The sequence below is a fragment of the Variovorax atrisoli 110B genome, assembly GCF_000382045.1.
Taxonomy (GTDB): Bacteria; Pseudomonadota; Gammaproteobacteria; order Burkholderiales; family Burkholderiaceae_C; genus Variovorax; species Variovorax atrisoli.
The window spans coordinates 129,374-149,828 of the sequence record NZ_KB907458.1 but is presented as its reverse complement, the minus strand read 5'-3'; the positions used below and the strand labels follow the sequence as shown (position 1 = coordinate 149,828).

The following is a 20,455-nucleotide window of genomic DNA, read 5'->3' as shown; positions in this document are numbered from 1 at the left end:
CGAATGGCTACAGTTGCATCCTCCCGCACCCAGCCCACCCACAAGGAATATGTCTTCGAGTGGGAAGGCAAGGACCGCAACGGCAAGCTGGTACGCGGCGAACTTCGTGCGGCTGGCGAGAACCAGGTGCAGGCCGCGCTGCGCCGCCAGGGCGTGCTCGCCTCCAAGATCAAGAAGCGCCGCATGCGCTCGGGCAAGGCGATCAAGCCGAAGGACATCGCGATCTTCACGCGCCAGCTGGCCACGATGATGAAGGCGGGCGTGCCGCTGATGCAGTCCTTCGATATCGTGGGACGCGGTAATGCGAATCCAAGCGTAGCCAAGCTGCTCAATGACATTCGCAGCGACGTGGAAACTGGTAGCTCGCTGTCCTCCGCATTCCGCAAGTTCCCGAAGTACTTCGACAACCTGTATTGCAACCTGGTGGAGGCTGGCGAAGCGGCCGGTATTCTGGAAGAACTGCTGGACCGGCTGGCCACCTACATGGAGAAGACCGAGGCGATCAAGTCGAAGATCAAGTCGGCGCTGATGTATCCGATCTCGGTGATCGTGGTGGCATTCATCGTGATCGCCATCATCATGATCTTCGTGATCCCCGCGTTCAAGGAGGTGTTCACGTCTTTTGGCGCCGACCTGCCTGCGCCAACACTGATCGTGATCGGTATCAGCGAGTTCTTCGTTTCCTATTGGTGGCTTATTTTCGGCGGCATCGGTGGGGGGCTCTACTTCTTCATGCAGGCCTGGAAACGCAACGAGCGCGTCCAAAGAACGATGGACCGCCTGCTGCTGAGGATCCCTGTCTTCGGCGTCCTCATCGAAAAATCCTGCGTCGCCCGCTGGACCCGCACCCTCGCCACCATGTTCGCCGCCGGCGTCCCGCTGGTCGAAGCGCTCGACTCCGTGGGCGGCGCTTCGGGCAACACCGTCTACGGCGACGCCACGGCGAAGATCCAGCAGGAGGTGTCCACCGGCACCAGCCTCACGGCAGCCATGACCAACGCCAACCTGTTCCCGTCCATGGTGATCCAGATGACCGCCATCGGCGAGGAATCCGGCTCCATCGACCACATGCTCGGCAAGGCCGCCGACTTCTATGAATCCGAGGTGGACGACATGGTCGCCGGTCTCTCCAGCCTGATGGAGCCGATCATCATCGTCTTCCTCGGCACGATCATCGGCGGCATCGTGGTGTCCATGTACCTGCCCATCTTCAAGCTCGGCCAGGTCGTTTGATGCTGGTTTCGCGGGAGTTCGACACCGCTTTCGCCGGTGTCCTGGGGTTGTTGATCGGAAGCTTCCTGAACGTCGTCATCTACCGCGTGCCGGTGATGATGTATCGGGAATGGCTCGCCGACGCAGTCGCCAATCTGATGTCCTCCAAGGAGGCGCCGTCGCTGTGGACGCTCGCCTTCGGGCCGAAGGTCGCGGCACCCGCGGGGTTGGAGGCCGCGGCCGACAAGGCCGCCGAGCTCGTAGAGAAGCAGCCTCCCTTCGACCTGATGCGCCCTGCTTCGCGCTGCGGTGCCTGCGGCCACCTGATCCGCTGGTACGAGAACATCCCCGTGCTGAGCTACGCCGTGCTGCGCGGGCGCTGCTCTTCGTGCAAGACTCCGATCAGCCTGCGCTATCCGCTGGTCGAGCTGATCTCCGGCGCCCTGTTCGCCCTGTGCGCCTGGCGTTTCGGCATCACGCCCGCCGGGGCGCTGTGGGCTGCGTTCGGGGCCCTCCTGATCTGCCAGTTCCTGATCGATTTCGACACGCAGTTCCTGCCCGATTCGCTCAACTACCCCTTGCTGTGGCTTGGGCTGATCGGCGCGGCCATGGGCTGGACCGGCGTCTCCCTGGGTTCCGCCGTCTGGGGTGCCGTGTTCGGCTACCTGAGCCTGTGGCTTGTGTACCATGCCTTTCGCCTGGTCACGGGCAAGGAAGGCATGGGCTATGGAGACTTCAAGCTGCTGGCTGCGCTGGGTGCATGGCTCGGCGCCGACTACCTCATCGCGATCATCCTCGTCTCTTCGCTGGTGGGCGCGGTGATCGGCATCGCATTGCGCGTCGCCGGCAAGCTGGCGCACAAGGACATCCCGATCGCCTTCGGCCCCTTCCTGGCCGGCGCGGGCCTCGTCTGCCTGGCGGCTGGCCCCGAAGTCGTGAGGCAGTGGATTCCGTTCGCCTTCCCCCTGGGCGCACTGATCCGCTGACATCCGCATGGTGGTGCGGCGCATCGGCCTGACGGGCGGTATCGGCAGCGGCAAGAGCACCGTCGCCGGCCTTCTGGTGGCCCAGGGAGCGGTTCTCGTGGACACGGACGCCATCGCGCGGTCCATCGCACTGCCGGGCGGCATCGCGATGCCCGCGCTGGAGGCCGCCTTCGGCCCTGGCGTCATCGACGCGGCCGGCGGCCTGGACCGTGCCGCCATGCGCCAGATCGTGTTCGCGGACGCAGGCGCCAAGGCCCGGCTCGAATCCATCCTCCATCCGCTGATCGGAGCCGAAACCCAGCGGCAGGCCGCGGCCGCCGGCGAGGATGCGGTCGTCGTGTTCGACGTTCCCCTGCTGGTCGAGTCTGGGCGCTGGCGCGCCATCGTCGACCGGGTGCTGGTGGTCGACGCCACCGAGGAAACACAGTTGAAACGCGTCGTTGCACGCTCCGGCTGGGCGCCGGAGGCGGTCAAGGCGGTGATCGCGCAGCAGGCCACCCGACGGGCGCGCCGGGCGGCGGCGGATGCCGTGATCTACAACGAGTCCCTGACCCTGGAGGAACTCGCTCAGGAGGTCCGGGGTTTCTGGGAAAGGTGGGCTAAGTCGGGCACGCGATAATTTGGGGTTGACGCCGCGACGGCAAAAGGACGATCACGTCAAACGGCGCATGCCCAAGCGCCCCTCACGATGCTTTTCAATTCGTACCCCTTCATCTTCGTTTTCTTCCCGCTGGTCCTGATCGGCTTCTTCCTGATCGGTGCGCGCAGCCCCCGGTCGGCGGCGGGGTTCCTGGCACTGGCCTCCCTCTTCTTCTATGGCTGGTGGAGCGTCAAGGCGCTTCCGCTGCTGCTGGGGTCGATCTGCGTCAACTACTGGTTCGGGCTGCGGCTCACCCCCTCGCCCAGCCGCGAGGACAAGTACCGCAAGACGCTGCTGATCGTCGCGCTGGTGGTCAACCTCGGGGTGCTGGCGGTCTTCAAGTACGCCAACTTCTTCCTCGAGAACATCGATGCCGGGTTGGCCGCTGCGGGCCTGCCGCAGATCGACCTGGTGCACATCGTCCTGCCGATCGGCATCTCGTTCTATACCTTCACCCAGATCGCCTTCCTGGTCGACTGCTGGCAGGGCAAGGTGCACGAGCGCAGCTTCATCCACTACGTGCTGTTCGTGACCTACTTCCCGCACCTGATCGCGGGCCCCGTGCTGCATCACGCGCAGATGATGCCGCAGTTCAACAACCCGGCCACCTACCGGATCAACGCCAACAACATCGCGCTGGGCCTGGGCATCTTCGTCTTCGGCCTGGGCAAGAAGATGCTGATCGCCGACCCGATGGGCCAGTACGCCGACATGATGTTCAAGGGCGTGCACGAAGGCGTGATGCCTTCCCTGTACACGGCGTGGTTCGGGGTGCTGGCGTACACGATGCAGATCTACTTCGACTTCTCGGGCTACTCCGACATGGCCGTGGGCCTGTCGCTGTGCGTCGGGGTGCAGCTGCCGCTCAACTTCCGCTCGCCCTACAAGTCGACCAACATGATCGAGTTCTGGCGGCGCTGGCACATCTCGCTGTCGACCTTCCTGCGCGACTACCTCTACGTGCCGCTGGGCGGCAACCGCAAGGGCCCGGCGCGGCGCTACATCAACCTGTTCCTGACCATGCTGCTGGGCGGCCTGTGGCACGGCGCCGCCTGGACCTTCGTGATCTGGGGCGCGCTGCACGGCTTCTACCTGATGGTCAACCACTTCTGGAACGCCAAGGTGCGGCGCGGCAGGACCGAGACCACCTGGTACGGCCGCGTGATCGGATGGTTCATCACCTTCGTCTGCGTGATGATCGCCTGGGTGGTGTTCCGCGCCGACAGCATGTCGGCCGCCATCGAGATCTACAAGGGCATGCTGGGCATGCACGGTGCCCCTGTGTCGGCCTTCAGCGAATTCCGCGTGCCGTTCCGCAAGCCCGAGTTCTTCCAGACTCTGCTCGTGGCCATCGTGATCTGCCTGGCGCTGCCGCCCACGATCACGCTCGACCGCTGGATTCCTGCGGTCGCAGGCCTGGCCGGTCGCCCGCGCCTGCAGCGCCTGGCCACCTGGGTCACCGGCCTGGGCTGCGTCTACCTGTTTGGCCTGTGCGTGTCGAAGTTCGGCAGCTACAGCCCCTTCCTCTATTTCCAGTTCTGAAATGAAACTCCCCCAGGCTTCGCGCAATTCGTGTCGCTTCTCCAACCCCCTCGCCGGGGGCGACGCCGGTGGCCCGGCAAAGCCGGTTCCACGGCGTCCCGCGAGTGGAGCGCGCTCGATTCATGCAGCGCAGATCAGGCGGAGCGCGGTGGGGGGCTGAGATGGAAGACACGAAATCGGCCAAGACCTGGCTTCGCATCTTCGCCGCGGGCTACCTGGTGTGCTGCGCCTTGCTGCTCGTCAGCCTGCTCACGCCCATTCCGTACGGCGACCTGACCCGCATCGGGCGCATTTCCGAGCGCGAGTTCGGCTGGCACGAGCCGCCGCCGCCCATTCCCGACGCCGACGTCAAGACCTGGCCCATCACCGAATCCGACATCCTGGTGATCGGCGACAGCTTCTCGGTGCGCTACGCCTGGCAGTCGAAGCTGGTGGGCGCGGGCTACAAGGTCACCACCACGCACTGGGACAACCTGGGCGGCGTGCTCTGCGACGACTTCTCGGGCTGGCTCCAGAAGTCGGGCTTCAAGGGCAAGGTGGTGATCGTCGAGAGCATCGAGCGGCTGCTTTCCGACCGCATCGAGAAGTCCGAGTCGTGCAGGACCATGAAGCACGCGTTCAAGCCGACGCCGCCGCCCTTCGAGAACCCGTCCAGGCCAGCCCCCGGCTTCCAGCTCAACTGGGACGCGCAGCTGCTCAGCGGCTGGCTGACCTACAAGAACACGAAGGAGATCCTGGCCTCCGACAGCTGGACCAACACGCCCGAGCGCTGGGGCCCGCTGATCGACGCGCGCGTGGTGCCCGACGGCTGCAAGCAGTTCAGCCATCGCGCCTGCGACAAGCTGCTGATGACCGCCGAGGACCGCGTCAATCCGGCGCTGACGGCCGAATCCGCGAAGTTCATGAAGCGCTTCGAGAGCACCGCAGCGCCCTACAAGGTGGTGTGGATGGTCGTGCCCAACAAGACCAGCGTGTATTTGCAACAAAACCATGCCGACGAGTTCCGGGCTGCGTTCAACCCGCAAAATATCGGACCGGACCTGTTCGCGCTGGCAGAACAGAATCGCTTCAAGATGAAGGATCTTTTTCCTGCCAACGAGACACATGTGTCGACCCGGGGTTACATTCTTTTCGGGGAGCGTATGCTGGAGGCTGTGCGCGAGGTGTTCCCGCCACCGGCCCCCAAGACGCAATGAGCCCGAACCCGACGTGAAAAACCGATACGCGTGATCCTCTACGAGTACCCCTTCAACGAGCGCATCCGCACGTACCTGCGGCTCGAGCACCTGTTCCGCCGCCTCGGCGAGCTGGTGCCGGCCGAATCTCCCCTGTCGCACCACTACGCCCTGGTCACGATCTTCGAGATCATGGACGTCGCTGCGCGCGCCGACCTCAAGGCCGACGTGCTGCGCGACCTGGACAAGCACAAGAACGTCTTCAACGGCTACCGAGGCAATCCGGCGATCGCCGAGGCCGTGCTCGACCAGGTCATCGGCCAGCTCGAAGGCAACTTCGCCGCCCTCAACAGCGTCGCCGGCAAGGCCGGCCAGGCGCTGACCGAGAACGAGTGGCTCATGAGCATCCGCAGCCGCGCCGGCATTCCGGGCGGCACCTGCGAATTCGACCTGCCTGCCTACTACGCCTGGCAGCACCGCCCCGCCGCCAGCCGGCGCGCCGACCTGGAGCGCTGGTCGAACACGCTGTCGCCGCTGGCCTCGTCGATCTACCTGCTGCTCAAGCTGCTGCGCGACGCCGACGTGCCCTACAAGGTGATCGCGGTCAACGGCCAGTTCCAGCAGAACCTGCCCCAGGGCCGCAGCTTCCAGCTGCTGCGCCTGCGCATCGACCCCAAGCTGGGGCTCATTCCTGAAATCAGCGGCAACCGCCTCATGGTCTCGGTGCGCCTCATGCGCCACGACAAGGACGACCGCCTGCAACAGAGCTCGGAAGACGCGCCCTTCGAGCTCACCCTCTGCGCATGACCGTCGGCGTGAACGAAAGGGGCGAGCGCATCGTGCGCTGCCCGACCTGCGGCGGCGACAGCATCTACGCCCCCAGCAATGCCTACCGGCCCTTCTGCAGCGCGCGCTGCAAGGGCATCGACCTGGGCGCCTGGGCCAGCGAGGAATTCCGCATGCCGGCCGAGGCGCCACCGGACGACGAGCCTTTCGGCGATCCCAAGATCCAGTAAGCAGAAAGAAACGGCGGACCGGCAGGCCGATGAGGCCGTCCGGTGCAGCGGCTGGTTATTTGCCGGCCACGCCATCGTCCAGCAGCGCCGGATCGATGTACGTCGCGAAGCTGCGCGCATAGCGCGGCCTCAGGTGGCCGATGTCCTTGTAGGCCGGCGAACCGTCGTCGGGCATGCTGCGGATGCATTCGCCGCCAGCGCACAGGCTGGCGAAGGGCTCTATGACCCGCGCGCCGTTGGCCTCGGCCACCTGCTTCAGGCGCGCATTGAACTGCGCCTGGTCCTGCGGCATCGGTGCCCTGAGCTGTCCGGATTCCGCTGTCATGCGTCCCAGGCGGCTTCCCTCGATCTGCCGCAGCGGATCGAAATCCATTCCCACCGGGTTGCCGAGCACCAGGTAGACCGGCTTGACCGCCGACAGCCGCTTCAGCACCTCGCCCAGCGACCTGAGCGACTGCTCGATCCCGTCGCCGCCGATGAACGGGTGCACGGCCTTGCGGTCGTCGACGAAGTAGTTCACCGTCGGACCGGCGCCGGTGAAGTAGCAGCTCCAGCACGCACCCAGCACGACCGAGTCGATCTCGGGCTTGAGCGCCAGCTCGAGCACCGCGGTGCGCCGCTCGTCGCAGCCGGTGTCCAGGCCGCTGAACAGGCCCGGCACCGGCGGGCACGAGCCCTTGGTCGCGAAGTAGATGGTGCGCGCCTTGTCGGGCTGCGTACGCACCAGCTCGAGCGCGCGGGGCGCGTACTGCTCGACGTGGCTGTCGCCGATCAGCAGTACGTTGCGCTTGCCGCTGCCGGCACGGTAGACGAACTGGTCGCCCAGCGCGGCCTCCTCGAAGCCGTCGTAGTAGTTGTCCTCGCGGGTCGCGTCGGCCACCGCCTGCAGGGCCGGGCTGTCGTGGCGCGGCGTCGGCGTGCCCAGGAAAACAATGACGCCGGCCAGCGCCAGCGCCGCGCCCGCGCCCGCCAGCCCGCGCAGCATCGCCTGCGAGAGGTGCAGCTTGACGAAGCGCTCCAGGAAGCGATACGTGGCCCAGGCCAGCACGATCGAGGCCACCACCAGCACGATGCGCAACTGCAGCGGCGGCTCGCCGCCGGTCACGATGCGCGCGTAGGACAGCAGCGGCCAATGCCAAAGGTAAAGCGGATAGCTGATGAGGCCGATCCACACCATCACCCGGTTCGACAGCAGGTACTTGTTGAGCACCCCGCCCGGCCCCGCCGCGATGCAGCTCGCCGCGCCGAGCACCGGCAGCAGCGCCCACCAGCCCGGGAACGCCTTCGTGCTGCGCGTCATGAAGAGGCCGAGCACGATCAGCGCGATGCCGACGATCGACTGCAGGTGCTTCTTCCACACGCGGCCGCCCGCCTGCCCCTGGCCGGCCGCCGCGGCGGCCTGCAGCTGCATGACCGCCAGCAGCCCGCCCGCCATCAGCTCCCAGGCGCGCGACAGCGGCGAATAGAAGGCGGCAGCGCGGTGCGGCTGCACCGTCAGCACGTTGACGAGGAAGGAAACCGTCGCCACCGCCAGCGTCACGCGCAGGATCGGCCAGCGCTTGCGCCAGGCCAGCCCCAGCAGCAGGGGCCAGAAGATGTAGAACTGCTCCTCGATGCCCAGCGACCACAGGTGCAGCAGCGGCTTGGTCTCGGCCGTGGCGTCGAAGTAGCCGGCCTCGCCCAGGAAGACGAGGTTGGCGAAGAAGGCGGCGCCGCCCGTCGTCTGCTTGCCCAGCTGCGAGAACTCGCCCGGCAGCAGCACGTACCAGCCGAAGGCCAGCGTCACCAGCAGCACAAGCACCAGCGCCGGGAAGATCCGCCGGATGCGGCGCGCATAGAAGTCGCGGTAGCTGAAGTCGCCCGCCGCCAGGCTCTGCAGGAGGATGGTCGTGATCAGGAAGCCCGAGATCACGAAGAAGATGTCGACCCCGATGAAGCCGCCCGGCAGCAGGCTCGGGAAGGCGTGGTACGCCAGCACCGAGCCGACCGCGATGGCTCGCAGGCCGTCGATGTCCGGGCGGTACTTGGGATGCATGGTCGCTGGGTCTTCTTCGATCGGTCGGTCGGCTGCTGGCGAAGGGCCGATCAGCGCGACGGCTGCTGCGCCGGGGCGCTGCGCACGGTGCGGTCGAAGTAGCTCGCCTCTTCGCGCGTGTAGCGCGGCCGCAGGTGGTCGGCGTCCTTGTAGGCAGGCGCGCCGTCGGGCAGTGTGACCAGGCAATGGCTGCCGTCCTTGCACAGCACCGCCATCGCATCGATGGGCTCCGCGCCGCTCGCCTCGGCGATGGCGCGCAGCCTGTCGTTGAGCGCCTTCTGGTCGGCCGGCAGCGGCGCGGTCGGCGCGGAAGTCATGGCTTCCATGTGAGTGAGGCGGCTGCCTTCGATCAGGCGCTTGGGCGTGAACTCGGGGCCGCCGGGGTTGTCGAGCAGCAGGAAGACCTTCTTGTGCCGTGCCAGCTCGCGCAGCGTGGCTTCCAGCGAGGCCAGCGAGCGCTCGATGCCGTCGCCGCCCTGGAACGGATGGACCTTGTTGTCGGGTCCGCGGAAGTAGTACTCCAGCGCGCCATGGCCGACGAAGTAGCAGTTCCAGCAGCCGCCGATCACCACCGAGTCGACCTCGGGCGTCAGGGCATAGGCCAGCATCGCGTCGCGCCGCTCGGCGCAGCCGATGTTCTTGTCGGCCTGCACGCCCGGCACCGCGGGGCAGGCGCCCTGGGTCACGAACCAGGCCGACTTGTCGGGCATCGACAGCGTGCGGGACAGCTCCATGATGCGCGGCGCGTACTGCTGCACGTGGCTGTCGCCCACGAAGAGCACGCGCTTCGGGCCGCCGCCGGTCTTGTAGACCAGCTGCTCGCCGATCTGGTCGAGCTTGAAGCCGGCGTAGTAGTCGGCGTCCAGCGTGGCGTTGGCGACGATCTGCAGCCGCTCGCTGTCGTTGCGGGGCCCGGGCACGCCGAAGAAGATCGCGGTGCCCAGCGCGGCGATCAGCACCATGCCCGCACCCAGCGCCTTGAGGATGCCCGTGCCCGAGCGGCTTCGGGTATGCCGCTCCACGAACCGGTAGGTGGCCCAGGCCAGCAGCACGGCGGCCACCATCGCGCAGGCGCGGTAGACCGGCGAGGGATGCAGCGGGTCGGCCTCGACGATGCGCACGAAGGCCAGCAGCGGCCAGTGCCACAGGTACAGCGGATAGCTGATGAGGCCGATCCACACCATCACCCGGTTCGACAGCAGGTACTTGTTGAGCACGCCGTTCGGCCCGGCGGCGATGCAGCTCACCGCGCCCAGCGTAGGCAGCAGCGCCCACCAGCCCGGGAAGGACTTGTTGCTGCGGATCATTACCAGCCCCAGGACGATCAGCCCCACGCCCAGCACCGACTGCAGGTGGCTGCGCCACGCGCTCGGCGCCGGCGGCTTCAGCCGCATGCAGGCCAGGATGCCGCCCACCATCAGCTCCCAGAAACGGGAAGCCGGCGAGTAGAACGACGCTGCCGGCAGCGGATGCACCGTGGTCACGTTCACCAGGAACGAGACCGCCGCCACCGCCAGCACCACGCGTACGATCGGCCAGCCCTTGCGCCAGGCGAGCCCCAGCAGCAGCGGCCAGAAGATGTAGAACTGCTCCTCGATGCCCAGCGACCAGAGGTGCAGCAGCGGCTTGGTCTCGGCCGCCGTGTCGAAGTAGCCCGACTCGCCCCAGAACACGAAGTTGGCGACGAAGGCGGCGCCGCCCACGGTCTGCTTGCCGAGCTCGGCGAACTCGTCGGACAGCAGCAGGTACCAGCCCGCGCACAGCGTGGCGAACAGCACCACGATCAGCGCCGGGAAGATCCGCCGGATGCGCCGCGCGTAGAAGTCGCGGTAGCTGAAGTCGCCCGCCGCGAGGCTCTGGAGAATGATGGTCGTGATCAGGAAGCCCGAGATCACGAAGAAGATGTCGACCCCGATGAAGCCGCCCATCAGCGCCGTCGGGAAGGCGTGGTAGACCAGTACCGAGCCCACGGCGATTGCCCGCAGGCCGTCGATGTCCGGACGGTACTTGGGATGCATCAAGCGATCAGCTGGCCGGCGCGTCGGCAGGCGCGACCACCGGCGGCGCCACGAACGGCAGGCCGCGCTCTTCCGACAGCCACTGCAGCACCGGGAACGCGCCCGGCAGCACCGGCGCCACGTCCAGCGGCAGCTGCTGCCAGGCCATGCGCTGGCCTTCGCGCATCTCGAACTCGCCGCTCCAGGCCGTGACCTTGCACCAGTGCAGACGCACCAGCGCGTGCGGATAGTCGTGCTCGGTCACCTTCCAGACCTCGGCGCCGTCGATGGTGATGCCGAGCTCTTCCTGCAGCTCACGCCGCAGCGCCTCCTCGACCGTCTCGGCCGCCTCGATCTTGCCGCCGGGAAACTCCCAGAAGCCCGCGTAGGCCTTGCCCTCGGGCCGGGTGGAAAGCAGCAGCGCATCGTCGGACAGGCGGATCAGCACGCCGACCGCGACCTCCGTGTGCTTGCGGGCCTGTTCGCTCACGCCTTGCTCCGCCCCGCGTAGTCGCGCGCGAACTGGTAGGCCACGCGGCCGCTGCGCGAGCCGCGCTCCAGCGCCCACACGAGCGCCTCGGGCCGCGCCGCCGCGATGGTGGCGTCGTCCATGCCGAACGACGAGAGCCACTGGCCCACGATCGTCAGGTATTCGTTCTGGCTGAAGGGATAGAAGCTCACCCAGAGGCCGAAGCGCTCCGACAGCGAGATCTTTTCCTCGATCACCTCGCCGGGGTGGACTTCGCCGTCCTCGGTGTGGGTGTACGAGAGGTTGTCCTTCATGTACTCGGGCAGCAGGTGGCGCCGGTTGCTGGTCGCGTAGATCAGCACGTTGGGCGTCGAGGCCGCGATGGAGCCGTCGAGGATCGACTTCAGCGCCTTGTAACCCGGCTCGCCCTCGTCGAAGCTCAGGTCGTCGCTGAACACGATGAATTTCTCGGGCCGCTGCGAGACCACCTCGACGATGTCGGGCAGGTCGGTGAGCTCGGCCTTGTCCACCTCGATCAGGCGCAGCCCCTGCGGCGCGTAGGTCTGCAGGCAAGCGCGGATCAGCGACGACTTGCCCGTGCCGCGCGCGCCCGTCAGCAGCACGTTGTTGGCGGGCTTGCCCTCGACGAACTGCTGCGTGTTGCGCGCGATCTTTTCCTTCTGGACGTCGATTTCCTTCAGCGAATCGAGCGACATCGCCGCCACGTGCTTCACGGGCTCGAGCACGCCGTGGCCCGAGCTCCGGCGGCGATAGCGCCAGGCGATGGACGCGTTCCAGTCGGCGGGCTCCGCCAGCGGTTGCGGGAGGATCGATTCGATGCGGGTGATGAGCTGCTCGGCGCGTTCGATCAGCCGTTGGAACTGCTCGTTCATCTGCGCCCGCCCGACCGCCCGAAGGGCGTAGAGCGCCCCCTCGGGGGGCAGCGACGACACGAAGTGCGGAGCGTGGGGGTCATCAGGATCTGTAGTCGGCGTTGATCGTCACGTATTCGTGGCTGAAGTCGCAGGTCCACACGGTTTCGCTGGCCTTGCCGCGGCCCAGGCCGATGCGCACGGTGATTTCGCTCTGCTTCATCACGCGCTGGCCGTCCTCCTCGCGGTACGAGGGGTTGCGCCCGCCCTTGACGGCCACGTGCACGTCGTCGAGGAACAGGTCGATACCGGTCTGGTCGAGATCGGCGATACCCGCGTAGCCCACGGCCGCCAGGATGCGGCCCAGGTTCGGGTCGCTGGCGTAGAAGGCCGTCTTGACCAGCGGCGAATGCGCCACGGCATAGGCCACCTGCCTGCACTCGGCGGCGTCCTTGCCGCCTTCGACCTGCACGGTGATGAACTTGGTCGCGCCCTCGCCGTCGCGCACGATGGCCTGCGCCAGCTTGCGGGCGACCTCCTGCATGGCGGCCACGAGGGCCTTGCCGTCGGCGGAGTCGAGCGAGGTGATGGCCGCGTGGGCGGCCTTCTGGGTCGCGATGACCACGAACGAGTCGTTCGTGGAGGTGTCGCCGTCGATGGTCACGCGGTTGAACGAGGCATCGGCCAGCTGCTTCGCCAGCGGCTGGATCAGCGAGGGATCGATCTTCGCGTCGGTCGCCAGGAAGCCCAGCATGGTCGCCATGTTCGGGCGGATCATGCCGGCGCCCTTGCTGATGCCGGTGATGGTGACGGTGGCGCCGCCGACCTGCACCCGCTGGCTGAATGCCTTCGGAATCGTGTCGGTGGTCATGATGCCTTCGGCCGCGCGCGCCCAGTTGTCCTCCCTGGCATCGGCCAGGGCGGCGGGAAGGCCGGCCTCGATGCGGTCGACGGGCAGCGGCTCCATGATCACGCCGGTGGAGAACGGCAGGATCTGCTCGGGCGAGATCTCCAGCTTGCGCGCCAGCGCGATACAGGTGGAGCGGGTGCGCATCAGTCCGTCTTCACCGGTGCCTGCATTGGCGTTGCCGGTGTTGATGACCATCGCGCGGATGCCGTGGTTCGCGGCCAGGTGGTCGCGGCAGACCTGCACCGGCGCGGCGCAGAAGCGGTTCTGCGTGAACACGCCGCCGACGGCCGAGCCCTCGTCGATCAGCACGACCGTCAGGTCCTTGCGATTGGCCTTGCGCACGCCGGCTTCGGCCACGCCGATGCGGACGCCGGGCACCGCGAACAGGGCGGCAGGATCGGGAGCGGACAGGTTCACGGGCATGGCACTTATTCCTTCTGGCGTATCAATCTTTCATCGGCACCGACACGACGCACTCTTCGTCGCCCGGGATACCGCGGAGCCGGCCTTGCCGGTCCGCCGGCATCGCCCCCCGCGAGGGGCCGGCGGCCACACGGAGTGCGGCGCGCCTGCGGGAGTATCCCTACTTCAGGTGAGCTTGCCGTGGCACTGCTTGTACTTCTTGCCGCTGCCGCAGGGGCAGGGGTCGTTGCGGCCGACGCGGGCGAAGGCGGCGGCACCCGCGGCAAGCCCGGTGGCGGCGGCGCGGCGCTGGCTTTCCTCGTCGACGCGGACTTCGACCTCGCCCGTCTCGGTCGGCGCCGAGTAGGTGATGTTCGACACGTTCTCGCCGCGGCTCTCCAGCGCTTCGGCAGCCTCCTCGAGCTGCTCGCTCGACTGCACGCGCACCGTCATGAGCTGGCGCGTGACTTCGTTCTTGACCGAATCGAGCAGCTGACCGAAGAGTTCGAAGGCCTCGCGCTTGTATTCCTGCTTGGGTTGCTTCTGCGCGTAGCCGCGCAGGTGGATGCCCTGGCGCAGGTAGTCGAGCGATGCCAGGTGTTCGCGCCAGTGGGTGTCGATGCTCTGCAGCAGCACCATGCGCTCGAACTGGGTGAAGTTCTCCTGGCCGATCAGCGCGACCTTGGCGTCGAAGGTCTCGTTGGCGGCCTTGAGCACCTTCTCGACGATGTCCTCGTCGGAGACGGCCTCGGAAGCCTCAACCTCCTTCTTGAGCGGCATGTCGATGCCCCACTCGTTGAAGAGCGTCTTCTCCAGGCCTTCGAGGTCCCACTGCTCCTCGACCGACTCGGCCGGCACGTACTGGCGCACGAGGTCGGTGAAGCAGCCTTCGCGCAGCGCGGCGATCTGCGCCGTGAGGTCGCCCGCGTCGAGGATGTCGTTGCGCTGCTGATAGATCACCTTGCGCTGGTCGTTCGACACGTCGTCGTACTCGAGCAGCTGCTTGCGGATGTCGAAGTTGCGCGCCTCGACCTTGCGCTGCGCGCTCTCGATGCTGCGCGTGACGATGCCGGCCTCGATCGCTTCGCCGTCGGGCATCTTCAGACGGTCCATGATCGCTTTCACGCGGTCGCCCGCGAAGATGCGCATCAGCGGATCGTCCAGGCTCAGGTAGAAGCGCGAGGAGCCGGGGTCGCCCTGGCGGCCCGAACGGCCGCGCAGCTGGTTGTCGATGCGGCGCGACTCGTGGCGTTCGGTGGCGATGATGCGCAGGCCGCCGAGCGACTTCACGAACTCGTGGTCCTTGGTCCACTCGGCGCGGATGTGGGCGATGTCGGCCTGCTTGGCCGCCTCGTCGCGGCCTTCGTCGTTCTCGATGGCCTCGATCATCTTCTCGATGTTGCCGCCCAGCACGATGTCGGTACCGCGGCCGGCCATGTTGGTCGCGATGGTGATCATCTTCGTGCGGCCGGCCTGCGCCACGATGTCGGCCTCGCGCGCATGCTGCTTGGCGTTGAGCACCTGGTGCGGCAGGCCCGCCTGGGTGAGCAGGCCGTCGATGATCTCGGAGTTCTCGATGGACGAAGTGCCCACCAGCACAGGCTGGCCGCGCTCGTAGCACTCGCGGATGTCCTGGATCGCCGCCTCGTACTTCTCCCGCGTGGTCTTGTAGACGCGGTCGAGCTGGTCCTCGCGCTTGCTCGTGCGGTTCGGCGGGATGATGACGGTCTCGAGGCCGTAGATCTCCTGGAACTCATAGGCCTCGGTGTCGGCCGTGCCGGTCATGCCGGCGAGCTTGGAATACAGGCGGAAGTAGTTCTGGAAGGTGATGGAGGCCAGCGTCTGGTTCTCGGCCTGGATCTCCACGCCTTCCTTGGCTTCCACGGCCTGGTGCAGGCCGTCGCTCCAGCGGCGGCCGCTCATGAGGCGGCCGGTGAACTCGTCGACGATCACCACCTCGCCCTGCTGCACCACGTAGTGCTGGTCGCGGTGGTAGAGGTGACGGGCGCGCAGCGCCGCGTTCAGGTGGTGCATCAGCGTGATGTTGGCCGGGTCGTAGAGCGATGCGCCTTCGGGCAGCAGCTTGAATTCGCTCAGCAGGCGCTCGGCGTTCTCGTGGCCGTCCTCGGTCAGGAACACCTGGTGCGTCTTCTCGTCGACCGTGAAGTCGCCGGGCACCGTGACGCCCTCGCCGGTGCGCGGGTCGGCTTCGCCTTCCTGCTTCTTGAGCAGCGGCACCACCTTGTTGATGGCGAGGTAGAGATCGGTGTGGTCTTCGGCCTGGCCGCTGATGATCAGCGGCGTGCGTGCCTCGTCGATCAGGATCGAGTCCACCTCGTCGACGATCGCGTAGTTCAGCCCGCGCTGGACCCGGTCGCCCGGCTCGTAGACCATGTTGTCGCGCAGGTAGTCGAAGCCGTACTCGTTGTTGGTGCCGTAGGTGATGTCGCTGCGGTAGGCGGCCTGCTTTTCCTCGCGCGGCATCTGCGGCAGGTTGATGCCCACCGTCAGGCCGAGGAAGTTGTAGAGGCGGCCCATCCAGGTCGCGTCGCGGTTGGCGAGATAGTCGTTCACCGTGACCACGTGCACGCCCTTGCCGGACAGCGCATTCAGGTACACCGGCAGCGTGGCGGTCAGCGTCTTGCCTTCGCCGGTGCGCATTTCGGAGATCTTGCCGTTGTGCAGCGCCATGCCGCCGAGCAGCTGGACGTCGAAGTGGCGCATCTTCATGACGCGCTTGGAGCCCTCGCGCACCGTGGCGAAGGCTTCGGGCAGCAGGGCGTCGAGGGTCTCGCCCTTGGCGATGCGGTCCTTGAACTCCTGGGTCTTGGCGCGCAGTGCGTCGTCGCTGAGCTTCTCGAACGCGGGTTCGAGCGCATTGATGCGTTCCACCGTCTTGCGATACTGCTTGAGCAGCCGATCGTTGCGACTGCCGAAAATCTGGGTCAGGAAGTTGGTTGCCATGGGTGGAGATGGGCGGGCGCCTGATGAGGTACGGCAGGCACTTCGACCGGATTCCCTAAGATATGGTGAAAGCAGTTGGGCGCGCTTTCCATGAAAGCAAGCAGCCTTTTCCCGGCGCAAGCACCGGCAAACCGGGCATTTTAGCTGTCTTGTTTCTAACCCCTGGATTACCGATGTATCGCCGACTTCCCCCCGCCATTTCACTGCAGGAAGCAGCGGAAGGCGCCCCCACGCTGGGCAGCCTGATGGCACGTGCGCGCGACACTGCCGAGCGGCTGAAGGCCGTGGAGGGCCTGATCCCGCCGGCCATGCGCCCGGCCGTGCAGGCCGGGCCGGCCGAGGGCGACGTCTGGTGCCTGCTTGTCAAGGGCAGCGCCGCCGCGGCCAAGCTGCGCCAGCTCTCGCCGATGCTCGTGACCCGCCTGAGAAACCGGGGCTGGGACGTGGCGACGATCCGCATCAAGGTGCACACGGGGCGCTGACCGGATCGCCTCTCGCTGTTTTTTTGATTTTTTGTCTGGAGATAGATAATATTTCCAGATGATATCCTCCATCGCGCCCGCCGACGCCCGGCTCCTGCTGCTCGACAAGAACCAGGTCGACGCCCTCCTCTCCCACGACGACGTGCTCGGTGCCGTGCGCGAGGCCTTCATGCTGCACAGCGACCGCGAGGGCCGCGTGTTCCCGGTGGTGCGCGAGGCGCTGGGCACCGGCGGCGTGTTCGGCATCAAGTCCGGCGACGTGCAGGCCCAGGGGCTGCTCGGATTCAAGGCGGCGGGCTTCTGGCCGGCTAATCGGCAGCGCGGCGGCGAACCCCATCAGGCGACGATCATGCTGATCGACACGGCGACAGGCCGGCCGCTGTGCGTCATCGACGGCAACACGGTGACGACCGTTCGCACGGGCGCAGCCGGCGGCCTAGGCCTGCAGCGTCTCGCGCGGGCCGACAGTGCGCGGCTCTGCATCTTCGGCACCGGCGTGCAGGCGCACATCCAGCTCGAATTCGCGCTGCGGCTGATCCCCTCGCTGCGCGAGGTTCTCTATGTGGGTGCGAACGGCGGGCGCAACGCCGCCTTCGAAGCCCGCTTCGCCGGCCGCTGCAGCATCGCGCCGGCGCACGACCGCAACGCGGCCGTGGCGGGAAGCGACATCGTGATCACGGCCACGCCGGGCGCAGGAGCCCTGTTCGAGCTCGATGCCGTACGGCCCGGCACGCACCTGAACTGTGTCGGCGCCGACACCCGCGGCAAGCGGGAGCTGCCGGAAGGCCTGCTGGAACGCGCGCGCCTGTTCGTCGACGACCGCATGCAGGCCCGGCAGATCGGCGAGACGCAGTGGGCGCCCGACACCGAATGCGTGGAGCTGGGCGACCTGCTCAGCGGCAAGGCTGCCTTCGAGCGGGCGCCGCAAGACATCACCGTCTTCGACATGACCGGCCTCGCGCTGCAGGACCTGACCGTCGCGCGTCTTCTTCATGCGCGCGCCGCCGAGACCCAGACAGGCACGCGCATCGCCTGGCCCTGGTGAAGCTGTTCAAAGGGCGCGCGCAATGCCGCGCCCCGTCTGCAGCGCGTCTGAAAAGCGTGATTTTTGTTGCAGACACAAGAACATTTCAGCCTCTGTGCGCCGACTCTCTCCTAACATTTTTTGTCATCAACGCGCTGCACGACTGTTTTGACAGCGAGATTTTTCTGAAGAGAAAAATCGAAATTGCGGACTTCTTCTCGCTCAAAAAAAGAAGGCCGCAATCTGGAAATACTTCAAGCCTGGAAGAATGCCATTAATTGACATTAATGGTCATTGTCCGAGCCGATTTCCACCCGATACATTCCGCAGCCTCGAAGTCTTGACGGAGCTTGGCAACGCACCTCTCCGCGACTTTCATCGCCGAATAAACACAGAGAGGTTGGAATGATTTCACTCGAGCCCTGCAGCTAGCTCACGCCTCGCCACTCGCCCGCTGAACGGCGCCGGCAAGCAGCCGTCGGCGAGGCCGATTTCCCGAAGCCGGGAAATCCATCTTTCACCCGCAAACCGAATTACGCCCGATTCCGGCACTGGAATCAGGCCGTCTCGTCACGCGCATCGAGTCCGAATTTCCTTTTTGGAAGATCAATTCAAAGAAAAAGCCATGAGCAATTCCTACAGAAACACACGCGCCGGCCGCATGGGCTTCAGGCTGTCAGCCGTCACCGCGGCAGTTCTCGCCAGCGGGCTGCAGTTCTCGCCGCTCGCAGCCAACGCCTCGACCTATGCCCCTGCCAATTGCAACAGCACGGGCACCGCGACCATCGGGCGCGTGACCGTCACCGGCACGAACAGCATGCCGGTCGACGGGACCGGCCCCTGGTCCAACATCACCGGCTGCAACTCGAGCGGCAACAACCTCGAAGGCGTGACGGTGTATGGCAGCTATTCGCAGGGCACGGGAGACGGGTCCACCGCCATCGGCTTCTCCGGCACCGCGGGCAAATGGGCCACCGCGACCGGGCTCTCGAGCAACGCCTCGGGAACCGGGAGCGCCGCCTTCGGCTACGACGCGCAGGCGCAGGGGCTGAACTCGGCCGCGATCGGCGCGGCGTCCACTGCAAACGGCCAAGGTGCCGTGGCCCTGGGCAGCGGCGCCTCCGCGAAGTACGACAACTCCGCCGCCATCGGCGCCGGCAGCACCACCTCCAACTCGCTGGCGAGCCTGCAGGGATCACCCACCTACGCGCCAACCGCAGGAACCGCGGTCGCAGCCGCGACGCCGGCCGGCGAGCTGTCGGTAGGCAGCAGCGGCAGCGAGCGCAGGGTCACCAATGTCGCGGCCGGCGGCGCCCCGACCGACGCGGTCAACGTCAGCCAGCTCTCGACCGCCACCGCTTCGCTGTCGACCAGCCTGGACACGACCAACGGGACCATCGCGAGCCTGTCCACATCCACGGCAGGCAGCATCGGCAGCCTCTCGACCAGCCTGAACACGACCAACGGCGCCCTCGCAAGCCTGTCGACGTCCACGATGGCCGGCATCGGAAGCCTCTCCACCGGCCTGTCCACCACCAACGGCAACCTGCGCAGCCTGAGCACCTCGGTCAGCACCATCTACAACACGGGCACCAGGTACTTCCACACCAGGTCGACGGCGGGCGACTCGATGGCTAGCGGCGACAGTTCCGTGGCGATCGGCCCGCAGTCGGAAGCCAGCGGTTCCAACTCCCTTGCGGCCGGCACGGGTGCCAAGGCAGCAGCCAACAGCGCGGTGGCCGTGGGCTCCCACGCCCTCGCGACGGGCGCGAACGCGATCGCCATCGGCACCGGCGCGCTGGCCGCGGGCTCGCAGGCCATCGGCGCGGATTCGCGCGCAGGGGGCGGCGGCACCGCTCTGGGCGATGGTGCCGATGCCGGTGGAACCTCGCTGAGCCAGGCACCGCGGATCGCCAGGGGCACTGCCATCGGCTTCGGCGCGGTGGTGCAGCAGAGCGAGGGCGTGGCGCTGGGCGCCGGCTCGGTGGCCGCCACCGGTGCCGGCGTGGCCGGATACGTGTCTCGCAATGCATCGGCGCAGCATCAGGCTGCCGTGAAGGCGACGACCAGCACGCAGGCGGCGGTCTCGGTCGGCGACGCGTCCGGCGGCCGGCTCCGCCAGATCACCGGCGTGGCTGCCGGCACGGCGGACAGCGATGCGGCGAACGTGGCACAGCTCAAGGCATCCGAAGCCGCCTCGCGGGCCAGCAGCGCGCAGTACGCGACCAACCCCGATGGCTCGGTCGACCACAGCCAGCTCGTGCTGGGCAACGGTCAGGCACCGGGCGGCACGCGAATCTCCAATGTGGCGCCGGGCGTGCTTCCCACCGACGCGGTCAACGTGAACCAGCTCAACCAACTGCGCAGCCAGGTCGCCGACGTCGCGCGCATCGCCTACACGGGCACGGCAATGGCCATGGCCATGTCGGGCACCTACCTGCCCACGCTCGCCCCGGGCGAGAAGACGGTGGGCGTCGGGGTGGGCAGCTACAAGGGCTACAGCGCCGTGGCGCTCACCTTCAAGGCGCTGGCCGGCGACGGAAGGACGTCCTGGGGCGCGGGCATTTCGACCACCGGCAAGGAATGGGGTTTGAACGCCGGCGTGGGCTGGAAATGGAAATGAGGGCTCGGAGGAAATAGAGCCAATCAGGGAGCGAGCCGGCAACGAATCGGCAAGCAAGAGGATGGCCCCCATGCCGAGTGGCATGGGGGCCATTTTTTTAAGCGAC

General features: G+C 66.9%; 17 protein-coding genes. 11 read left to right on the top strand and 6 right to left on the bottom strand.

Annotation, left to right across the window (positions count from 1 at the left end; all coding sequences use genetic code 11):
• Positions 1 to 3: 3 nt before the first annotated feature.
• From G369_RS0123735 to G369_RS0123705, 7 genes are all read left to right on the top strand, one after another.
• Entirely contained in the window at positions 4 to 1,233 is a 1,230-nt protein-coding gene (locus G369_RS0123735) for a type II secretion system F family protein (protein WP_019656540.1), read from the top strand.
• Positions 1,233 to 2,198 (top strand): prepilin peptidase, encoded by a 966-nt coding sequence (locus G369_RS0123730; RefSeq protein WP_019656539.1) that lies wholly within the window; start codon positions 1,233 to 1,235, stop codon positions 2,196 to 2,198. The genes G369_RS0123735 and G369_RS0123730 overlap by 1 nt, the downstream gene beginning before the upstream one ends.
• 7 nt (positions 2,199 to 2,205) lie before the next feature.
• On the top strand, positions 2,206 to 2,817 hold the full coding sequence (gene coaE, locus G369_RS0123725) for a dephospho-CoA kinase (protein WP_019656538.1): 612 nt from the start codon (positions 2,206 to 2,208) through the stop codon (positions 2,815 to 2,817).
• A 69-nt stretch (positions 2,818 to 2,886) separates the two neighbouring features.
• Positions 2,887 to 4,380: an MBOAT family O-acyltransferase gene (locus tag G369_RS0123720; RefSeq protein ID WP_019656537.1), complete on the top strand. Its 1,494-nt coding sequence runs from the start codon at positions 2,887 to 2,889 to the stop codon at positions 4,378 to 4,380.
• A 161-nt stretch (positions 4,381 to 4,541) separates the two neighbouring features.
• Entirely contained in the window at positions 4,542 to 5,576 is a 1,035-nt protein-coding gene (locus tag G369_RS0123715; protein ID WP_019656536.1) for a hypothetical protein, read from the top strand.
• A 30-nt stretch (positions 5,577 to 5,606) separates the two neighbouring features.
• Positions 5,607 to 6,362 carry a cell division protein ZapD gene (gene zapD, locus G369_RS0123710; RefSeq protein WP_019656535.1) on the top strand — a complete coding sequence of 252 codons (756 nt, stop codon included), beginning with the start codon at positions 5,607 to 5,609 and terminating at the stop codon, positions 6,360 to 6,362.
• Positions 6,359 to 6,571 carry a DNA gyrase inhibitor YacG gene (locus G369_RS0123705; protein WP_019656534.1) on the top strand — a complete coding sequence of 71 codons (213 nt, stop codon included), beginning with the start codon at positions 6,359 to 6,361 and terminating at the stop codon, positions 6,569 to 6,571. The genes zapD and G369_RS0123705 overlap by 4 nt, the downstream gene beginning before the upstream one ends.
• Positions 6,572 to 6,626: 55 nt before the next feature.
• Here G369_RS0123705 and G369_RS0123700 read toward each other — a convergent pair whose 3' ends face one another.
• The 6 genes from G369_RS0123700 to secA form a co-directional block, all read right to left on the bottom strand.
• The gene (locus G369_RS0123700) at positions 6,627 to 8,606 is read right to left on the bottom strand and encodes an acyltransferase family protein (RefSeq protein WP_019656533.1); all 1,980 of its coding nucleotides are present in this window, start codon (positions 8,604 to 8,606) and stop codon (positions 6,627 to 6,629) included.
• Between the two features lie 50 nt (positions 8,607 to 8,656).
• On the bottom strand, positions 8,657 to 10,624 hold the full coding sequence (locus G369_RS0123695) for an acyltransferase family protein (RefSeq protein WP_019656532.1): 1,968 nt from the start codon (positions 10,622 to 10,624) through the stop codon (positions 8,657 to 8,659).
• A gap of 7 nt (positions 10,625 to 10,631) precedes the next feature.
• On the bottom strand, positions 10,632 to 11,093 hold the full coding sequence (locus G369_RS36220; protein WP_019656531.1) for an NUDIX domain-containing protein: 462 nt from the start codon (positions 11,091 to 11,093) through the stop codon (positions 10,632 to 10,634).
• Positions 11,090 to 11,965: an ATP-binding protein gene (locus tag G369_RS0123685; protein WP_019656530.1), complete on the bottom strand. Its 876-nt coding sequence runs from the start codon at positions 11,963 to 11,965 to the stop codon at positions 11,090 to 11,092. Before G369_RS0123685 ends, G369_RS36220 begins: the two co-directional genes overlap by 4 nt.
• An 82-nt stretch (positions 11,966 to 12,047) precedes the next feature.
• Entirely contained in the window at positions 12,048 to 13,277 is a 1,230-nt protein-coding gene (gene argJ, locus G369_RS0123680) for a bifunctional glutamate N-acetyltransferase/amino-acid acetyltransferase ArgJ (protein WP_019656529.1), read from the bottom strand.
• Positions 13,278 to 13,442: 165 nt separating this feature from the next.
• Positions 13,443 to 16,220 (bottom strand): preprotein translocase subunit SecA, encoded by a 2,778-nt coding sequence (gene secA / locus G369_RS0123675; protein WP_019656528.1) that lies wholly within the window; start codon positions 16,218 to 16,220, stop codon positions 13,443 to 13,445.
• A gap of 173 nt (positions 16,221 to 16,393) precedes the next feature.
• Between secA and G369_RS0123670 the strand changes: the two genes are divergently transcribed.
• The 4 genes from G369_RS0123670 (at position 16,394) to G369_RS0123660 (ending at position 20,349) form a co-directional block, all read left to right on the top strand.
• The gene (locus tag G369_RS0123670; RefSeq protein ID WP_019656527.1) at positions 16,394 to 16,702 is read left to right on the top strand and encodes a hypothetical protein; all 309 of its coding nucleotides are present in this window, start codon (positions 16,394 to 16,396) and stop codon (positions 16,700 to 16,702) included.
• Positions 16,703 to 16,760: 58 nt separating this feature from the next.
• Complete coding sequence (locus G369_RS0123665; protein WP_019656526.1) at positions 16,761 to 17,747, top strand: ornithine cyclodeaminase family protein; 987 nt, start codon at positions 16,761 to 16,763, stop codon at positions 17,745 to 17,747.
• Positions 17,744 to 18,004, top strand: coding sequence for a hypothetical protein (locus G369_RS38715; protein ID WP_157773773.1), 261 nt, complete (start codon positions 17,744 to 17,746; stop codon positions 18,002 to 18,004). Before G369_RS0123665 ends, G369_RS38715 begins: the two co-directional genes overlap by 4 nt.
• A gap of 347 nt (positions 18,005 to 18,351) precedes the next feature.
• Positions 18,352 to 20,349, top strand: coding sequence for a YadA family autotransporter adhesin (locus G369_RS0123660; protein WP_019656525.1), 1,998 nt, complete (start codon positions 18,352 to 18,354; stop codon positions 20,347 to 20,349).
• The last annotated feature ends 106 nt before the right edge of the window (positions 20,350 to 20,455 follow it).